The organism is Nostoc sp. (assembly GCF_036916975.1).
Lineage (GTDB): Bacteria > Cyanobacteriota > Cyanobacteriia > Cyanobacteriales > Nostocaceae > Nostoc.
Genome location: NZ_JBALFF010000079.1, coordinates 57600 through 73373, shown reverse-complemented (window position 1 = coordinate 73373; position 15774 = coordinate 57600). Strand labels below are relative to the sequence as shown.

General features: G+C 41.1%; 13 protein-coding genes. 7 read left to right on the top strand and 6 right to left on the bottom strand.

Annotated features, from left to right (window positions below; genetic code table 11):
- Positions 1 to 208 precede the first annotated feature (208 nt).
- Complete coding sequence (locus tag V7K73_RS19425) at positions 209 to 850, top strand: DUF4232 domain-containing protein (RefSeq protein ID WP_334882195.1); 642 nt, start codon at positions 209 to 211, stop codon at positions 848 to 850.
- Positions 851 to 869: 19 nt separating this feature from the next.
- On the opposite strand, the gene V7K73_RS19420 is transcribed toward V7K73_RS19425, so the two are convergent.
- Positions 870 to 1241 (bottom strand): NUDIX hydrolase, encoded by a 372-nt coding sequence (locus V7K73_RS19420; protein WP_334882194.1) that lies wholly within the window; start codon positions 1239 to 1241, stop codon positions 870 to 872.
- 215 nt (positions 1242 to 1456) lie between these two features.
- The gene (locus tag V7K73_RS19415; RefSeq protein ID WP_334882193.1) at positions 1457 to 2422 is read right to left on the bottom strand and encodes an RsmB/NOP family class I SAM-dependent RNA methyltransferase; all 966 of its coding nucleotides are present in this window, start codon (positions 2420 to 2422) and stop codon (positions 1457 to 1459) included.
- A 175-nt stretch (positions 2423 to 2597) separates the two neighbouring features.
- On the opposite strand from V7K73_RS19415, the gene V7K73_RS19410 reads away from it, so the two are divergent.
- From V7K73_RS19410 to V7K73_RS19390, 5 genes are all read left to right on the top strand, one after another.
- Positions 2598 to 4016 (top strand): DUF2157 domain-containing protein, encoded by a 1419-nt coding sequence (locus tag V7K73_RS19410; RefSeq protein WP_334882237.1) that lies wholly within the window; start codon positions 2598 to 2600, stop codon positions 4014 to 4016.
- A gap of 281 nt (positions 4017 to 4297) precedes the next feature.
- Positions 4298 to 5008: a GDYXXLXY domain-containing protein gene (locus tag V7K73_RS19405; protein ID WP_334882192.1), complete on the top strand. Its 711-nt coding sequence runs from the start codon at positions 4298 to 4300 to the stop codon at positions 5006 to 5008.
- Positions 5009 to 5669: 661 nt separating this feature from the next.
- Entirely contained in the window at positions 5670 to 7160 is a 1491-nt protein-coding gene (locus V7K73_RS19400) for a beta strand repeat-containing protein (RefSeq protein WP_334882191.1), read from the top strand.
- Positions 7161 to 7315: 155 nt separating this feature from the next.
- Positions 7316 to 8692 (top strand): cytochrome P450, encoded by a 1377-nt coding sequence (locus V7K73_RS19395; protein WP_334882190.1) that lies wholly within the window; start codon positions 7316 to 7318, stop codon positions 8690 to 8692.
- A gap of 435 nt (positions 8693 to 9127) precedes the next feature.
- A complete protein-coding gene (locus V7K73_RS19390; RefSeq protein ID WP_334882189.1) occupies positions 9128 to 9583 on the top strand; it encodes a DUF1392 domain-containing protein in 456 nt (151 codons plus the stop codon).
- Positions 9584 to 10217: 634 nt separating this feature from the next.
- On the opposite strand, the gene V7K73_RS19385 is transcribed toward V7K73_RS19390, so the two are convergent.
- Positions 10218 to 10628 carry a universal stress protein gene (locus V7K73_RS19385; protein ID WP_334882236.1) on the bottom strand — a complete coding sequence of 137 codons (411 nt, stop codon included), beginning with the start codon at positions 10626 to 10628 and terminating at the stop codon, positions 10218 to 10220.
- An 89-nt stretch (positions 10629 to 10717) separates the two neighbouring features.
- Here V7K73_RS19385 and V7K73_RS19380 point away from each other — a divergent pair, with 89 nt between their 5' ends.
- Positions 10718 to 11920: a phosphoglycerate kinase gene (locus tag V7K73_RS19380; protein WP_334882188.1), complete on the top strand. Its 1203-nt coding sequence runs from the start codon at positions 10718 to 10720 to the stop codon at positions 11918 to 11920.
- 267 nt (positions 11921 to 12187) lie between these two features.
- On the opposite strand, the gene V7K73_RS19375 is transcribed toward V7K73_RS19380, so the two are convergent.
- The 3 genes from V7K73_RS19375 to V7K73_RS19365 all read right to left on the bottom strand — a co-directional run bounded on the left by V7K73_RS19375 (position 12188) and on the right by V7K73_RS19365 (position 15771).
- Entirely contained in the window at positions 12188 to 13564 is a 1377-nt protein-coding gene (locus V7K73_RS19375; protein ID WP_334882187.1) for a calcium-binding protein, read from the bottom strand.
- 799 nt (positions 13565 to 14363) lie between these two features.
- Positions 14364 to 15035 carry a hypothetical protein gene (locus V7K73_RS19370; protein ID WP_334882186.1) on the bottom strand — a complete coding sequence of 224 codons (672 nt, stop codon included), beginning with the start codon at positions 15033 to 15035 and terminating at the stop codon, positions 14364 to 14366.
- Between the two features lie 58 nt (positions 15036 to 15093).
- Complete coding sequence (locus tag V7K73_RS19365; RefSeq protein ID WP_334882185.1) at positions 15094 to 15771, bottom strand: DUF2834 domain-containing protein; 678 nt, start codon at positions 15769 to 15771, stop codon at positions 15094 to 15096.
- Between the last annotated feature and the right edge of the window lie 3 nt (positions 15772 to 15774).

Here is a 15774-nt window from a genome sequence, read left to right as displayed (position 1 = left end):
TCTTTTTCAGAAAAATAAGAATTTAAACGCGATTTAAGTTGAGAACCGTAGTTTTTGCCCTCACCCTAAATCCCTCTCCCAAGTCTGGGAGAGGGATTTTGAAAACTTCACATTTTAGAATGAAATAGCCCTGATGTTAACCCTTGTGAATTTGGAAACTTACACTGTAAATAAAGCATCAGTATAAGTAGTTCACTACAAAAAAAATATGCGAATTTCAATTGTGGAAAGCAGTATGTTATTGCTCCTAACTGCGGTGACAACTGGCTGTATCGGTTCTTCCTCTGTTACAAAACAGCCGCAAGCCTTGTCAGCAAGCACTGAGCAAGCAACGAAAGCAACTGTGTTGACTTCAACACCTACACCGACTGAAAAAACTACAGACAATTCTACCCCTGAAGCCACTATTGCTACAAATCCGACGCGCTGTGAAACTAGCCAATTGTCAGTGCGCCGAGTCTCAGAAGATGCTGGCGTTGGGAATGTTGCACTTACCTACGCCTTCACCAATAACGCCTCATCCCCTTGCACCCTCAACGGTTATCCGGGATTGGCACTACTGGATGCAAAAGATCAGCCTTTACAGGAAATTAAAGTTATTCGCTCCAGGGACAATTATTTTTCGAGTAAGCAACCTCGACAACAAGTAACTCTAGTTCCTGGAAAACAAGCCTCATTTCAGATAGCATATAACCATGTCAGTTCCCCAAAGGAACAATGCCCAATATCTAGTAAAATTGAAATCACGCCTCCTAATGCTTACGAGCATTTTACACTGACAGAACAAATCAAGCCTTGTACAAGCAAAGTTAGAGTTACTCCAGTGCGATCTGTTGACACTCAACCCTAGTAAATATTTTGTAATTTACTCAAAGACCCAGAAAAAGCATAAATTGAATCAAAGCCTCTGATAGGTTCACTATTGTACTAATCAAAGGATAATCTTCACTTAGCATCTCAACTGGTAACAAATACATCTTGACTCGGTAAACTTTACCTCCTTTGCGGTACTTGTAACTACCGAGTTCCTTGGTATCTACCTGTCCAATCACCCCTGCTTCTTCCCAAGCCTCTTTAGCTGCTGAAGCGGGCGGACTCATGCCATTAGGAATATCTCCTTTCGGAATTACCCAGTGTTGAAAGTTACGGGTTGTGATTAGCAATATCTCAATTTTGCCATTGTTCACTCTATAAGGAATCACCCCAGACTGTTTAAAGACTTTGCTGATTTTTCGACTCATGTAATTTGCATCCTTTACGGCCTAACTTTTTTGTACAATGTTTATTTTAAAAAGTCGGTAGCTGATACCGCATAGATTTTAGTTAACTTCAGATTATGAAAATATTAAATATAAGATCAAACCTCACCCTCAATCCCTCTCCTTACTAAGGAGAGGGAAGCCGGAGGCAGGGTGAGGTTTTATATTTAATTTGACCCACTTACTTGTAACTAACTTTACTTTTTCAAGTTTTGGTAGATATACAGCGAAGCTATTGTATTTAAATCTACTTCTTTACCCTCGTTTTCATCCTCGTTAGTATTTTTAAACAGTATTGTAAACGCACCAGCACCTAACATATCCTGAGGAAATATCCGATAACAAGGCATTTTAGTTAAATGTGACTGATATTTAGCTAAATCACTAATTTCTATTGCCTGAAACTCGGTAAAGCGTTCCAAAAACCATTCACAAACTTGCTCATTTTCTTCGGGTGAATATGTGCAAGTCATATAAGCAAGATAGCCTTGTGGTGAAACAAGTTTAGCAGAGTTGGCTATAATACGTTTTTGTCTATTTGCACTCTTATTAATAGCAGTTGGGTGAAAACATCCGGGAGCTTTTTCACCTTTAGCTAGTAAAGATTGGCCAGTACAAGGAGCATCTACTATTACTAGATTGCTAGAGCAGGGAAACATTTCGGCAAATATACTCGAATCTCTATTAACTACTGCACTAGGGCTAATCTGGCAACGCTTCAAATTAGAAATTAGCATTCCCAGACGTTTGCTAATGACTTCATTACTGATGAGTAAATCAGGTTGTAAAGCTTTCCAAGCGAAAATACTTTTACCTCCTGGTGCGGCACACATATCAAATACTAAACTTATTGGTTGAGGAATAGCTAACAAAGTAGTAGCTGCAAACACCGAAGAGAAATCTAAACAATAGAAATATCCTTGTTGATGCAAGGGATGCTGACCGGGTTTTTCTCCCAAACATAAACGGTCTATAAATTGTGGTTGCCAATAAGTTGGTGTTTCCACTGCCAAAGGCGAAAATTCTGGCTTTTCTTTACACCAGAGAATACTCGGTAAAAAAGGCTGAGGATTCATTAAAGCCTCAATGAATTTTTCTTGTTCATCTAGATTAGTGAACAAACGCCGCGAGACTTTAAGTAATAAATTAGAAGGTTTTTCCATGTAGATTATTAATTACAAATTACAAATTACGAATTATAAATTAGCTTGTATGCAAATCAAAATAAAACTGTTACACAAGAACAATGTAATTAAGGGTTTTGGCTTCATACTCAAAATATAATGACCGCCATTGGGAATGCAATGGCCAAGCTACCCCACTGCACCGGAGAAGGTCATGTTATTAGATAGTTTTCCGCATAAATTACGCAAAGAAGCACAATTATGGAGGGATGAAGGATTAATTAGTTCTTCGCTGTATGAGCAGATAGCAGAACGTTATCAATTTAAGAACCTGGAAGCTACTGCACGCGATCGCAATAAAGCGATCGCAATTGGTATAGGGGGCATACTTTTATGCTTAGGCATAATTACCTTTGTAGCAGGAAACTGGCAGGGAGGATCGCGAGAAGTCAAGTTTATTTTACTGATAAGTTTGTTTTTTGCGATCGCAATCACTGGTTTTTACAATTGGATAACACCTGAAGGAAAGAAGCCACAAAAAAGCAAACGTTTACTGGGAGAGGCGTTGCTAATTTTAAGCGCCTTTATTTTCGGTGCAAATTTACTGCTGATGGGCCAGATGTTCAATATTGCCGGTTCAGCTTCCCAACTGTTTCTCGCTTGGGGGTTGGGTGTTGTGGTGATGGCCTTCAGTTTGTGCTTAAATTCTTTAGGAATTCTGTCAATTATCCTGGTGGAAATCGGCTATTGGACGGGACTAGAAGACTTGTGGTATGCTTCAGGCGATCCCACTTGGTCGCGCCTAGTGGTGCAGCACATGCCTTTGTTGGCATGGCTAGTATTTGTACCCTTAGCCTACTTCTGTCGATCGCGTTGGATTTTTGGTCTAGCAGCCTTTCTCTTTGCTAGTTCCTTACAAGCCAACCTTAATCCTCTGCCACTGCTGAATTATGCTGATATAGCCCCTTGGGTGGCATCTTTTGCCTTTGCACTCCCACCTGCATTATTCTGGAGTTATGATGACTTGCTATTTCCAAGCATAAATTACAGGTTGTTTCAATATCTAGCCCGTAATTTAGCGTTGGTAAGCTTCGGCATTGTGTTTTATATCTTGTCTTTTCGTTGGGTCTGGGAATCTCCAAATTATAGTTATAATCAGCCTACGAATGTGACAAACTTATTCCAGTCTCTGCCGATTATCGATTTGGGGATTCTCAGTGGCTTGGCGGTATTGCAATGGTTGTTTCTACTGCGTCAAAGAAATAACCCACCGCGCCGCGAAGTAATTTTCACGACTGCTGTCATTAGTACCTTTCTTGCCTTTATTACCCTAGTACCTTTTTGGCATCAAACTATCAGTCGCATTGATGAACTTGGTGTTTTTATTTTCAATGTACTTCTAGCAACATTAGCCTGGGGACTAATTCAAGAAGGATTGAAATTAAACAACAGAAGATCCTTTTGGGGCGGTATGTTGTTAGTAACACTGCAAATTATCAGTCGCGTGCAAGAGTACGATACCGATTTACTTTTCAAATCGCTAGTCTTTGTTTTGTGCGGTTCTGCTTTAATAAGCGCTGGACTCTGGTTTGAACGCCGCCTACCTGGTGGCTCTAGTGCAAGTAAAAAGTAGTGTAAAGGATGAAAGAATTCAGGAGTCAGAATTCCGAAGTTAGGAAAAGCCCAATCATAAAGTGATGGAGTTTAAAAATGGATGATTTTTTCTTGTACTCCTAACTCCTAACTCCTAACTCCTAACTCCTAACTCCTAACTCCTAACTCCTAACTCCTAACTCCTAACTCCTAACTTATTCTAAAATCTCTGTGCGTCAAAGTTTTTAAAGTTTCTCTGCGTCAGTCCTAATCTCGTTACTTTTGACCTCTTCAATTCCTCTGCTTTTTAGGACTACGCTCATGACTAATAGTTCTTCTGAATCTAAAAATAAAACCTTGTCTCCCGAAGCCGAGTTCTCTAATAAGGTGACTTTTCGGGATTACTTGATTGCTAGTGAACAAAAATCGAATAAGCCCTTACCTTTTTGGCGGTTACTAGCTCCCCTGGCGCTGCAAACAGGGCTAATTATGGCAGTACCAGCCCAAGCGCTTTATACAGATGTGACAGGTAAGACGGTGATTTTGCAAACCGTACCTGTAGACCCTAACAATGTGCTAGAAGGTAACACTTTAGACTTAGATTACAACATATCCCGCACCGCAAATTTGAGCAGATTACCTGGTTGGCAAACATTAGTTAGCAAAGGTCGTGGAAGTGGCAGAAGATTGCCTGAAGGAACCAACATCTACGTGACTTTGCAAGAGCAACTATCTTCTGGTCGCGGTGTTCCTAGAGCTTGGAGGCCGTTGCGAGTGAGTAGCGATCGCCCCACAACTCTAAGAGCCAACCAAGTCGCCTTAAAAGGTGTTTATCAAGATGGTTCTGTCAACTACGGCTTAGAAACATATTACATCAAAGAAAACCAACGGCAGCAGATTACCAACGATTTGCAAGCCCAACGCGCCCGTAGAGGACAAGTACCGCCCATTGTGGTGAAGGCGAAAGTTGATCCACAGGGTAAGGCAGTCCCCCTTAGTATGTGGGTGCGCGATCGCAACTATCGCTTTTAAGTAGGCAAATAAACATTGCATATTTACACGCAACGTTTGTCTTTAAAGTTCTGAGCATCGACTTCCGGCGCTCAGACTTCTTTATTTGTCATTTTAAATACAAATGAGAGCAAAATATAAAGAATAAACAAAGTTCAGTATTTATAAACCACGTCTATCTTGAAACCTGTAGTTCAACTCTTTTCAAAAGGATTTGCCCTCATCCCCCAACCTATCCCCCATATATGCGAGAAGAGAAGCCAGAATTTCAAAGTCCCTCTCCCATATATGGGAGAGGGATTTAGGGTGAGGGCAAAAACTACGGTTCTCAACTTAGATCAGGTTTATATACATTTATCAGCAAATAATATGAAGATTATGCAAAGATATTTTTGAAAGATAGACATCTAAGTAAATTTTCGCTACGTAAGTAATATCAGGTTGTCAGATGTTCCCTATTTTCAAGTGTTGAATAACAGATTATTTCTCGTCATTAACACTCTTAGAGGTTGTTGGGGCCATAACAAATAATTCGTTAACCAACACTTGAAAATAGGAAACTTTCTAGTTATGACTTTCTGATCGAATAAAGCCTAATCTTAGAGTTCTCTGTGAATTCTGAGTGAAAGCAAGACTTTCAGGGTTTAAAGCTCTATCACACTCAATTGAGGAAAGTTATATTATGCCCAGACTAATTGTTTCTTCTCCTGCGATCGTAGGCACTTCTGGTTCGGATCTAGTGGTAGGCCAAGAAGATAATGCATTCCCAGCAATTGGAATTGAGGTTCTAAAAAACGGAGTCATTGATACTCAAGGAGGTAACGACACTACCCTGGGTAGTGGCACAGGCGGCGACGACTTTAATATTACCGGCACAGGCATTGCTAATAGTGGCATCATCAATGCAGGGACGGGAGACGATACTATCTCTGGCACTGGGACTGGTGGGACTGGCGGAAATGATTACTCCACATCTGGCGGCACAGGCACAGGCATTGCTAATAGTGGCATCATCAATGCAGGGACGGGAGACGATACTATCTCTGGCACTGGGACTGGCGGTACGGGCTATCGAGGTTACACTCGACCTGGTATAGGTATCTCTAACACTCAGGGCGGCTACATTAATGGAGGAGATGGAAAAGATTCGATCTTCGCAACCGGAAAGGGAGGCGATGATTTGAATGAAGACTTTAACTCTGCTACAGGCATCAATAATACTCAGCATAGCCGCATTGATGGAGGATTTGGGGACGACGAAATCAGTGGAACTGGAATTGGAGTTCGTTACGGGCCTAGTACAGGAATCTCTAACACTAAAGGTAGCAATATTAATGGAGGAGAAGGGAACGATTCTATCTCCGGGACTGCAACTGGTGGATTTGCTTATACAGGAGAAGGTACAGGCATCTTTAACAGTGGTGGTAGCGTGATTAGTGGAGGGAAAGGAAACGATTTTATTACTGGTATCGGCAAGGGCAATGATGCACATCTAGACCCTGCTAACTCAGTCAATGCAAATAGGGGTATAGGCATCTCCAACAGCGAGGGTAGCACGATCAGCGGAGGGCAAGGAAACGACTTCATCTCTGGCACAGGCACTGGCGGTAAAGGAACTGGCAAGATTCTTTATGGGGAGCTTGGCCCCGGTGTAGGTATAGGCATTATTAACAGTGGCACCATCAGTTTAGGCGATGGCAACGATACCATCATCGGTACTGGTATTAGTCTAGGCACAGGTATTCTTAATACTAATGGCATTATCTGTGGAGGGGCAGGAGATGATACCCTTACTGGGTATGGCGCTAAGATTGGTATTCAAGGTGGCACAATTGATGGCGGAAATGGTAACGATTACTTCAAAGCCCGTCGAATTGATGATAACGGTAATCCCATTTCAGACCAGGGGGGCGCGATTGCCGATGTTGTGATTAAGGGTGGATCTGGAGCCGACACATTTGATGTTGGTTACGGTAATGCCACGATTGATGGTGGCAGCGGATGGGACAAGCTAATTCTGCCTGATATCAAAAGTGATTACACCATTCTAGGTAGCTCCAACAATTACACCATTAAACGTGATGAGTTCACCCTTAATGTCTTAAATGTTGAGGATATCGTCTTCTTGGGCGCTGCTCCCCAGTCAACTGTGCTTGGGATTCCTCATCAGTAGACTGTGCTTTGGGTTCTTCATGGAATCAGGAAGAGGTGTATATCCTTTCACCTCTTTTTTAATTGGCGATCGCTTCGATTATTGGATGCAATAAGCTACTATCTAGCAAGAATACAGACAAATCTTGTAGATGCCAAGGCTGGATGGTTAAACCCATGAAAATCCAAAAAAAACAATCAGAAAACCAAGATATTCTGACTCAAAATCAACTCCCTTTGCCTCCGGGAAGCTTAGGCTTACCGTTGATTGGGGAGACAATTAGCTTTTTGCGTGACCCTGATTTTGCGACCAAACGACAACAGAAGTACGGCAACATTTTTAAAACTAATCTATTTGGTTCGCCAACTATTATGATGGTGGGAGCAGAAGCTAATCATTATTTATTTAGCCAAGAAAACCAGAATTTTGCAATTAAATGGCCAGATAGCGTTGCAATATTACTCGGCTCTGCTTCTTTATCAACACAAACAGGGAGCATCCATCAAACAAGACGCAAATTATTATCACAAGCATTTCAACCGAGAGCTTTGGCAAGTTATCTACCAGCGATGTCAGAAATTAGCGATCGCTACTTCCAAAAATGGGAAAAATTAAATCAATTGACTTGGTATCCTGAGCTAAGACAATATACTTTTGATATAGCTTGTAAATTATTAGTAGGAACAGACACTACTAATGATACCCATTTTACTGAAGTATTTGAAGAATGGTGTGCCGGATTATTTACTCTCCCTATTCAGTTACCTTGGACTAAATTTGGAAAAGCATTAACATGCCGAGAAAAGTTATTAGCAAAAATTGAAGAGATTATTTTACAGCGTCAAAAACAAGGAAATAATCATCAAGATGCGTTAGGTTTATTGCTAGATTCCAGAGATGAAGAGGATAATAATTTAAGTATAGAAGAAATAAAAGACCAAATTCTGACTTTATTATTTGCTGGGCATGAAACCTTAACTTCTGCACTATCTTCTCTATGTTTGCTGTTAGCGCAAAATCCAGAAATTTTAGCAGCCGCTAAAAGAGAACAACAACAAATAAGTTGTGCAGGTGAGCTAAAATCTGAACATCTTAAACAAATGACTTACCTAGACCAAATACTCAAAGAAGTTTTGCGAATTATTCCCCCAGTTGGTGGCGGTTTTCGTTCGGTTATCCAAACTTGTGATTTTAATGGATATCGTATTCCCCAAGGTTGGTCTGTATTGTATCAGATAGGTAAAACCCATCAAGATCAGAGTATATATAAAAATCCTGAGATTTTTGAGCCGCAAAGGTTTGCTATAGAGAGGGCTGAGGATAAATCTAAACCTTTTGGTTACGTTCCTTTTGGGGGTGGGATAAGAGAATGTTTAGGTAAGGAATTTGCTAAATTAGAGATGAAAATATTTGCTGCTCTGCTATTGCGTGGTTATGAATGGGAACTTGTACCAGGGCAAGATTTGGATTTAGTAATGATACCCACACCCCGGCCTCGTGATTCTTTAAAAGTAGTTTTCCGTTCCATAAAGGGGGTAAAAGAGTCACGTTAAATAATTCGTAATTCGTAATTCGTAATTCGTAATTCATCAATTTTGTTTTATAATGGGCATTTAACCCCAATCGCATTACTTGCTTATTTTTAGAACCGGGGGACTTAAACCCACGGAACTAGTTAAAAAAGACCCTCTATTATAAACCTATCGAGCCAGAACATTTGCTTTGGGTAATCATGGGAGCAAAGCGCTGCGATCGCTAGACTAGTCAAGCACGCGATCGCCCATACCCAGAGAAGTGCAGCAAAAGCTGCCAACCAGGTAAAGATCCGCTCAAAGCAAGCTGCAAAAAGGGTTTCAGAGCCAATAAATTTATTTATGGGTATTTCCGCCCTCCCCCTGCCCCTTTTCCTCTTCTTGACTAGATTTTGAAATTATATCCGGATTACACAAGTGCAAAGTAGTTTATGTATAAAAAAGAGATTACTTTGCATGATTAATCAAATTGTCACTTTAGAATCTTGTTGGCATAGTTCTGTACCGTGGGGAAAAGACATGCCACCATTAGCAGTTCAAATCCTAGAAAAAGTTTTCTTATCAAACTCTGATATATCAGGCTACTGCTGTGGTGTCCAATGGGAGAGAGAGGAATGGATTTATGCCATTGTCTGCTGTCGTGAAATACTCTACTTGCCTCAAGAAGAATTTTATGGAACAAACTTAGTAGAAAAAACCACAGTTCCTACACCAGCTTTTCATTTGGGGGATGTGGTGGAAGTTGATTTTAGTGAAGAACCATCACGTCGGATTATTCAAGGGATTTTTAGCCTGAAAAACAATTGGCTTTATGCAGTAGAATGGCGTTCCCCAACTTTGTCAGAAATGGCATCCGCTCAAAGTAGAATTATCTGGCTTGCGGATGTGGATTTAGTAAAAGTGAATGTATGACTGTATTTCGTCTCCACACCCGTCACAATAATTCGTAATTGATAATAGAGCCTCCGGCACGCTTTGTGCCTTCGTAATTCGTAATTATTCTATGCCGAAATAGCTTGCTCGCTTAGTAAAGATGCTTCACTTTTTTTCTTTTTCATAAATTTTAATTAGTTGCTCTGTACCCTCAATGAATTAATTATTAATTAATTTACGAATTACGAATTACGAATTATTCTGTCACAAGTCGCGTGCCGTTCAAAACACTCAGCATTTACACTGTGGTATAAAGATTTACTCTCGAATAAAATAGTGCTTAGAGGCATAAGATACATATACATTTATATACTCTACTGAGGGAAATAAATCAGTAGAGTATTTTTATAGGAATCCGATGTCTGACAACTTAACGTAAAGTCATGTCCTGCATGGAACTGAAGTGGCTTGCTAATAGCAAAAGTCATCTCTTGATGACTAAATAGACCTAAAAATCATTAGTCTACTTCAGTAGACTTGAGCTAAAAGCCAAAGAACTTTAGTTCTAGGCGGGTGAGGAAGCAAACAGTTAAGCTATTAGCGCAAGAACTCGGAATAGAATTATGCCTGAATGCGTGCCTTGCGGTACTAGCTTCTGGGCATTTAGCACTGGCTAGGGTACAATCAGCACTGGGCAAGGGGAAAGATTAATCACGCGAGTAGTAACACTATCATCCGCTCCCTCTTCAGTCAAGCCTAGCCCCCGACAGCCCATAATGATTAAATCAGCCCCGATTTCATCAGCGACATCGCAGATAGTAAAAGCTGGTTTACCTCGCCTTTCCAGGATTTCGGATTGAATTCCTTGCCCAGAAAATAAAGATTGAGCGTTTTCTAGCAGCTTGGCAACTACCTCTGGTGACACCATCGGATCATCTGTACTGGGCGCATCTTTTGGCGGTTCTTCTACCACAGACAGCAGCACCAAGCGACTGCTGTACTTTTTGACTACATTGGTAACTACATCAGCAGCTTCCCGCGTTTCCCGGCTTTGATCGATAGGAAATAGTACTGTCTTAAATATCTCTGTCACTTGGGTACCCCTGACTCCGGTAAAATCTTGATGGTTCTACTTTCAAAACAATAACAAAAAGGCAATCAGGAGAGTTTGGTGTGTCCAAAAAAAGTTTAGCAAGTTTATCTTCGGCTGATATTTCTGGGAAACGTGCTTTAGTGCGGGTTGACTTTAACGTGCCTGTGGACGATCAAGGCAACATTACCGACGATACTCGTATTCGTGCAGCTTTGCCAACCATCAGAGATTTGACGCAGAAGGGTGCTAAGGTCATTCTCGCCAGCCATTTTGGCCGTCCTAAAGGTGTTGATGACAAATTACGCCTAACTCCCGTTGCCAAGCGTCTGTCGGAGTTACTGGGGCAAGAAGTCGTTAAAACTGATGACTCCATTGGCGATGAAGTTGCAGCTAAAGTTGGTGCGCTGCAAAATGGCCAAGTGCTGTTGTTAGAGAATGTCCGTTTTTACCCAGAAGAAGAGAAAAACGACTCAGAATTTGCGAAAAAATTAGCAGCTAATGCTGATTTTTATGTAAATGATGCTTTTGGTACTGCACACCGCGCCCATGCTTCTACTGAAGGTGTGACTAAATTTCTGAGTCCTTCTGTGGCTGGATATTTGGTTGAGAAGGAATTGCAATATCTGCAAAATGCGATTGAAAATCCCCAACGTCCTTTGGCAGCAATTATTGGCGGTTCCAAAGTTTCTAGCAAAATTGGCGTGATTGAAACGTTGCTGGAGAAGTGCGACAAACTGATCATCGGTGGTGGGATGATTTTCACCTTCTACAAAGCCCGTGGTTTAAATGTCGGTAAGTCTTTGGTAGAAGAAGATAAGCTAGAACTAGCGAAGTCTTTGGAAGCTAAGGCTAAAGAACGGGGCGTTGCTTTATTACTTCCTACAGATGTGGTATTAGCAGATAACTTTGCCCCTGATGCCAATTCTCAAACCGTTAGCATTGAGAATATCCCCGATGGTTGGATGGGTTTGGATATTGGGCCAGACTCAGTGAAATTTTTCCAAGAGAGCCTTGCAGATACCAAAACGGTAATTTGGAACGGGCCAATGGGTGTGTTTGAGTTTGATAAGTTTGCTCAAGGTACCGAAGCGATCGCTCATACCCTTGCCGAAATTGGTAAAACTGGCACAACCACCATTATCGGCGGCGGTGACTCAGTAGCGGCTGTAGAAAAGGTTGGTTTAGCCGACCAAATGAGCCACATCTCTACCGGCGGCGGCGCTAGCTTAGAGTTGCTTGAAGGCAAGGTATTGCCTGGAATTGCAGCTTTAGATGATGCCTAACTAGCAACTGGGGACTGGGGACTGGTGACTGGGTACAAATTATTCCCTATCACCTGTCACCTTTCCCCTAACTGCAATACTCAATACCTAATACCCTAGCCCCAAGCCACTACATGATATAAATATGCAACGTGAACTACCTACACTGATCCGAGTACAGGTGATAGGTCTTTTTGACATCGAACGCTAGAAACAATTACGAGCGTAGATGCGTTGACGTTCGCGTAACCTCTCCTACAGAAGCAGCTTGCTCTAGCATTTTCTTGCTCATAGAAAAGTGAAGCTGTTACTATCAAGTGTCAGACCTACTACACCTTGCAGAATACCTATGATTTCATTTTGCTCTCCTGGCGGTTTGTCTAAGAAGATTCGTGTGTTGCTTCCAACAGATTGCAAAGTGTAGTCCTCTGGACTTCCGTTGAGTTGAATTATATCTTCACTAGGGTTGAAGTCAGTAATAGTAGCCAAGTCTCCAAAACCAGGACTCGTGGTGTTGTTATCGTCGTAGAAAACATTTGCAGCGTCACCAAGGATAAATATATCTGCCCCAGGCCCACCTGTGAAGTTATCAGTTTCCCCTATTCCAGGTGGAAGCGGACTATCAGGGAAAACACCGATGAGGATGTCGTCTCCAGACCCGCCATTAAGTACCTCATTGCCGGGTCCCCCCTGTAGACTATCATTGCCGTCGCCACCATTGAGGATATCATTGCCATTATTACCATCTAGAGTATCATCGCCTGCTCCGCCATTCAAAATGTTGTTAGAAGTATTACCAAAAATGAAGTTGCTAAGACTATTACCTGTCCCGCTGATGTCGCCACCTTCCCTCAGCCTCAGGTTTTCCACATTGGCGCCTAGTGTGTAGGAGACAGAAGACCGAACGGTATCTGTGCCTGAATTAGCAGCCTCTATAATGGTATCAAGAGTAGTGTCAACGGCGTAAGTGTCGTCGCCTGCTCCCCCATTCAAAGTATCAATACCCAAGCCCCCCTCAAGTGTGTCATTGCCATTATTACCGGATAATCGGTTATTTTGGCTGTCACCAAAAATGTTGTCATTTGCATTTGTGCCGATGACATTATCAAAGTTGACTGCTGTAAATGACAATGTTCCCAATCCAGGAACGTTATTGGCAGCTAAATTTTGAGTTTGCAGGTTAACAGTGATAAATACCCCAGGCAAAGATTTGGATGCATCTATGGTGTTGTTGGCAACATTAGGATTAGCAATAACTTTTTCTACTCTAAAGAGTTGGTCTTGCCCAATTCCGCCAGGTTTTTCAATAGTTCCAACACCTGATAAAATAATGACTTGATCTAATTGACTGTAATCTGCGATATCAAAGCCATCTCCGCCATTAATGCTATCGTTCCCCTGACTGCCTATAAAGGTGTCATTGCCATTTCCACCTATTAGAATGTCGTTTCCTGTGCCACCATCAAGTGTGTCATTACCATTTCCACCACTTAGACTGTCGTTTGCCGTCCCACCTGCGAGGGAATCATTACCATTTGCACCATTCAAAGTGTCGTTACCGGAGGTACTATTGGCATTACCACCACTAGCCCAACCAACTATCGTGTCATTTCCTGAAGTCCCAAAGAGATTGTCAGCAGTTGCTTTGCCGAAAATAAATGCCATGTGATTTCTCCTGAATTTCTCACTAATACGTAAGTTCAGCGTTAGTTAAAGAACTATTGATCAGTTCAATGTAGATTACTTACCATTTGGGTAATCTAAATTAAAAACCACTAATTATTTGGTCAATAACTTTTAAAGAAAAAAATATCCAGCTATTTATTGTGATCCGACCCGAAAAGCCCGCCTTTGCTTGCGGGTGAGCGAGACGCCTTGTCTAAAAAATTAGATAATTTCTTTTTTGAAAATCCTTTAATTGATGACCCAAATGGTAAATAATTAGGTCAAATATTTTGGTTCTTTTTCCAAACTTTTTTGACCCAACGCTGTAATTATTTAATTATAATGAAGTACGACATTACATTAACTACTTTATCGAAACTTTAAATTTTCAATCAGTGTGGTTGATAATATATTCAAAGAATTATGTAAATTTTAATTAATTATTGTTTTAACATACTGATTTTTTGGTATATTCTGTGAGATTTTTTTAGTTAAGTTTTTATATCAGATTTTTTGGCAAAAAATATCTTTTTTAATAAAGAAATAGATTGTCGGATAGATAAGTTTCATTAATATATTAATCCAGAAATTTTTGCGCTTAATAACACTTAAACTTTACATAAATTTTATATAAACCTTATCTAAGTTGAGAACCGTAGTTTTCACCCTCTCCCTAAATCCCTCTCCCAAATGCTTGAGAGGGAGTTTGAAATTCTGGCTCCCCGAATCCCAAATCTGGGATTCGGGGTTGGGGGATGAGGGTAAATCCTTTTAGGATCTGAGTGCGTAAGTCCTGCTATTATCGATTAGGTATCAACGATTCTTCACGAATAGTTGATGGTAGGGGCGGGCGCAAGCAAAGATAAACAAGTGGCCCTAGTAGCAAGCCAAACCCCACCGCCCAAAACACTTGGGGATTATTCCAGTGGCGACGAGCGATATCATCACCAAGGATCGTGGGGAATAAAAGACAAAAAAGGCAAAATGCCAAGCTCATGCCATTAATAAAGCGATCGCCTTGAAACTGCTGCACAAAATCTCCCCAGTCACCTAAGATAAATGCATAGGCAAGTAAGCCAACGGTGCTTAAACTCAAAATAATCCCAAAAAAACGAGAATCCAGCAGCCGTAATAAAGCATCCTTTTGTCCAGAAAATTCTTGATTTGGTTCACGAAAAGCCAAATATGGTAATAGGCCAAGCACTCCTGAACCTACTGATGCTAAGGCAAAAGGCCAAAAATGAATCCGTTGCATTCTGCCATCAATGAACAACAAAGCACTGTAAATTAGTAGCCAGATGCCCACTAGAGAAAACAAAGAAAGGATAATTGGATTTATGGCAACCCACTGAAGAGTAAATATATTTTTTAGCAGGATTAGGGTTTCCTGTAAATGCAGTGGCGGTGCTAACAGTAAAATATAAACGATAAATCCAACCCATAGTAACCACAATGCAACTTTTCTATTCATGATTTTTAGATAATGTGCATTTAATATAATTACTAATTTATAATTCGTATTTTTTGCTTTAATTTGCAGCTGGTTGCTGACTGGGTATTGCCTCTACATCCACTTCTGGTAAAGGTGGACGCACACACAAATAAATCAATGGCCCGAATAGCGGTATCAACGCTATGAACCAGAACATCTGTGGATTTTTCCAACCACGACGCGCCATATCATTCCCTAGCAAAGCTGGAAATAATAGGGAAAGTAAATAGAAATCTAAACTCATTACATTGATGAAGCGGTTAGTTTGCCACTGTTGCACAAAATTGCTCCAATCTCCTTCTTTTAAACCATAGGCAACTAGAATAACCGTGGCTACAGTTAAGACAACCCCAGTCACACGAGAATCTAGCAGTTTGAGCAAGGCATTCTTTTTACCGACAAACTTCTTATTTGGTTCCCTAAAGGCTAAGTAGGGTAACAAGGCAAAGGCCCCGACTCCGAAAGAGGCAGTAGCAAATAGCCAAGCAGGTATTTTTTGCCCTCTACCATCAATAAATATTACTGCGCTGTAAATAATAGGCCAGATGCCCATCAGGTTGAATAGTGCTATAACTAACGGGTTAATTCCTTGCCACTGGCCAGTAGAAAGGTTTTTAATTAACTCGAATGTACCAGGTTGCTCAGGAGGAGCGAGGAAAAAAGCATAGGTAGTGAATCCCAGCCACAGCAGGCCAAAGGCAATTTTTCTAACCATGAA

Bases quoted from the DNA above. Each gene is read 5' to 3' on its own strand.
- V7K73_RS19425 (WP_334882195.1), top strand. From the start codon at position 209: ATGCGAATTTCAATTGTGGAAAGCAGTATGTTATTGCTCCTAACTGCG.
- V7K73_RS19420 (WP_334882194.1), bottom strand. From the start codon at position 1,241: ATGAGTCGAAAAATCAGCAAAGTCTTTAAACAGTCTGGGGTGATTCCT.
- V7K73_RS19415 (WP_334882193.1), bottom strand. From the start codon at position 2,422: ATGGAAAAACCTTCTAATTTATTACTTAAAGTCTCGCGGCGTTTGTTC.
- V7K73_RS19410 (WP_334882237.1), top strand. From the start codon at position 2,598: ATGTTATTAGATAGTTTTCCGCATAAATTACGCAAAGAAGCACAATTA.
- V7K73_RS19405 (WP_334882192.1), top strand. From the start codon at position 4,298: ATGACTAATAGTTCTTCTGAATCTAAAAATAAAACCTTGTCTCCCGAA.
- V7K73_RS19400 (WP_334882191.1), top strand. From the start codon at position 5,670: ATGCCCAGACTAATTGTTTCTTCTCCTGCGATCGTAGGCACTTCTGGT.
- V7K73_RS19395 (WP_334882190.1), top strand. From the start codon at position 7,316: ATGAAAATCCAAAAAAAACAATCAGAAAACCAAGATATTCTGACTCAA.
- V7K73_RS19390 (WP_334882189.1), top strand. From the start codon at position 9,128: ATGATTAATCAAATTGTCACTTTAGAATCTTGTTGGCATAGTTCTGTA.
- V7K73_RS19375 (WP_334882187.1), bottom strand. From the start codon at position 13,564: ATGGCATTTATTTTCGGCAAAGCAACTGCTGACAATCTCTTTGGGACT.
- V7K73_RS19370 (WP_334882186.1), bottom strand. From the start codon at position 15,035: ATGAATAGAAAAGTTGCATTGTGGTTACTATGGGTTGGATTTATCGTT.
- V7K73_RS19365 (WP_334882185.1), bottom strand. From the start codon at position 15,771: ATGGTTAGAAAAATTGCCTTTGGCCTGCTGTGGCTGGGATTCACTACC.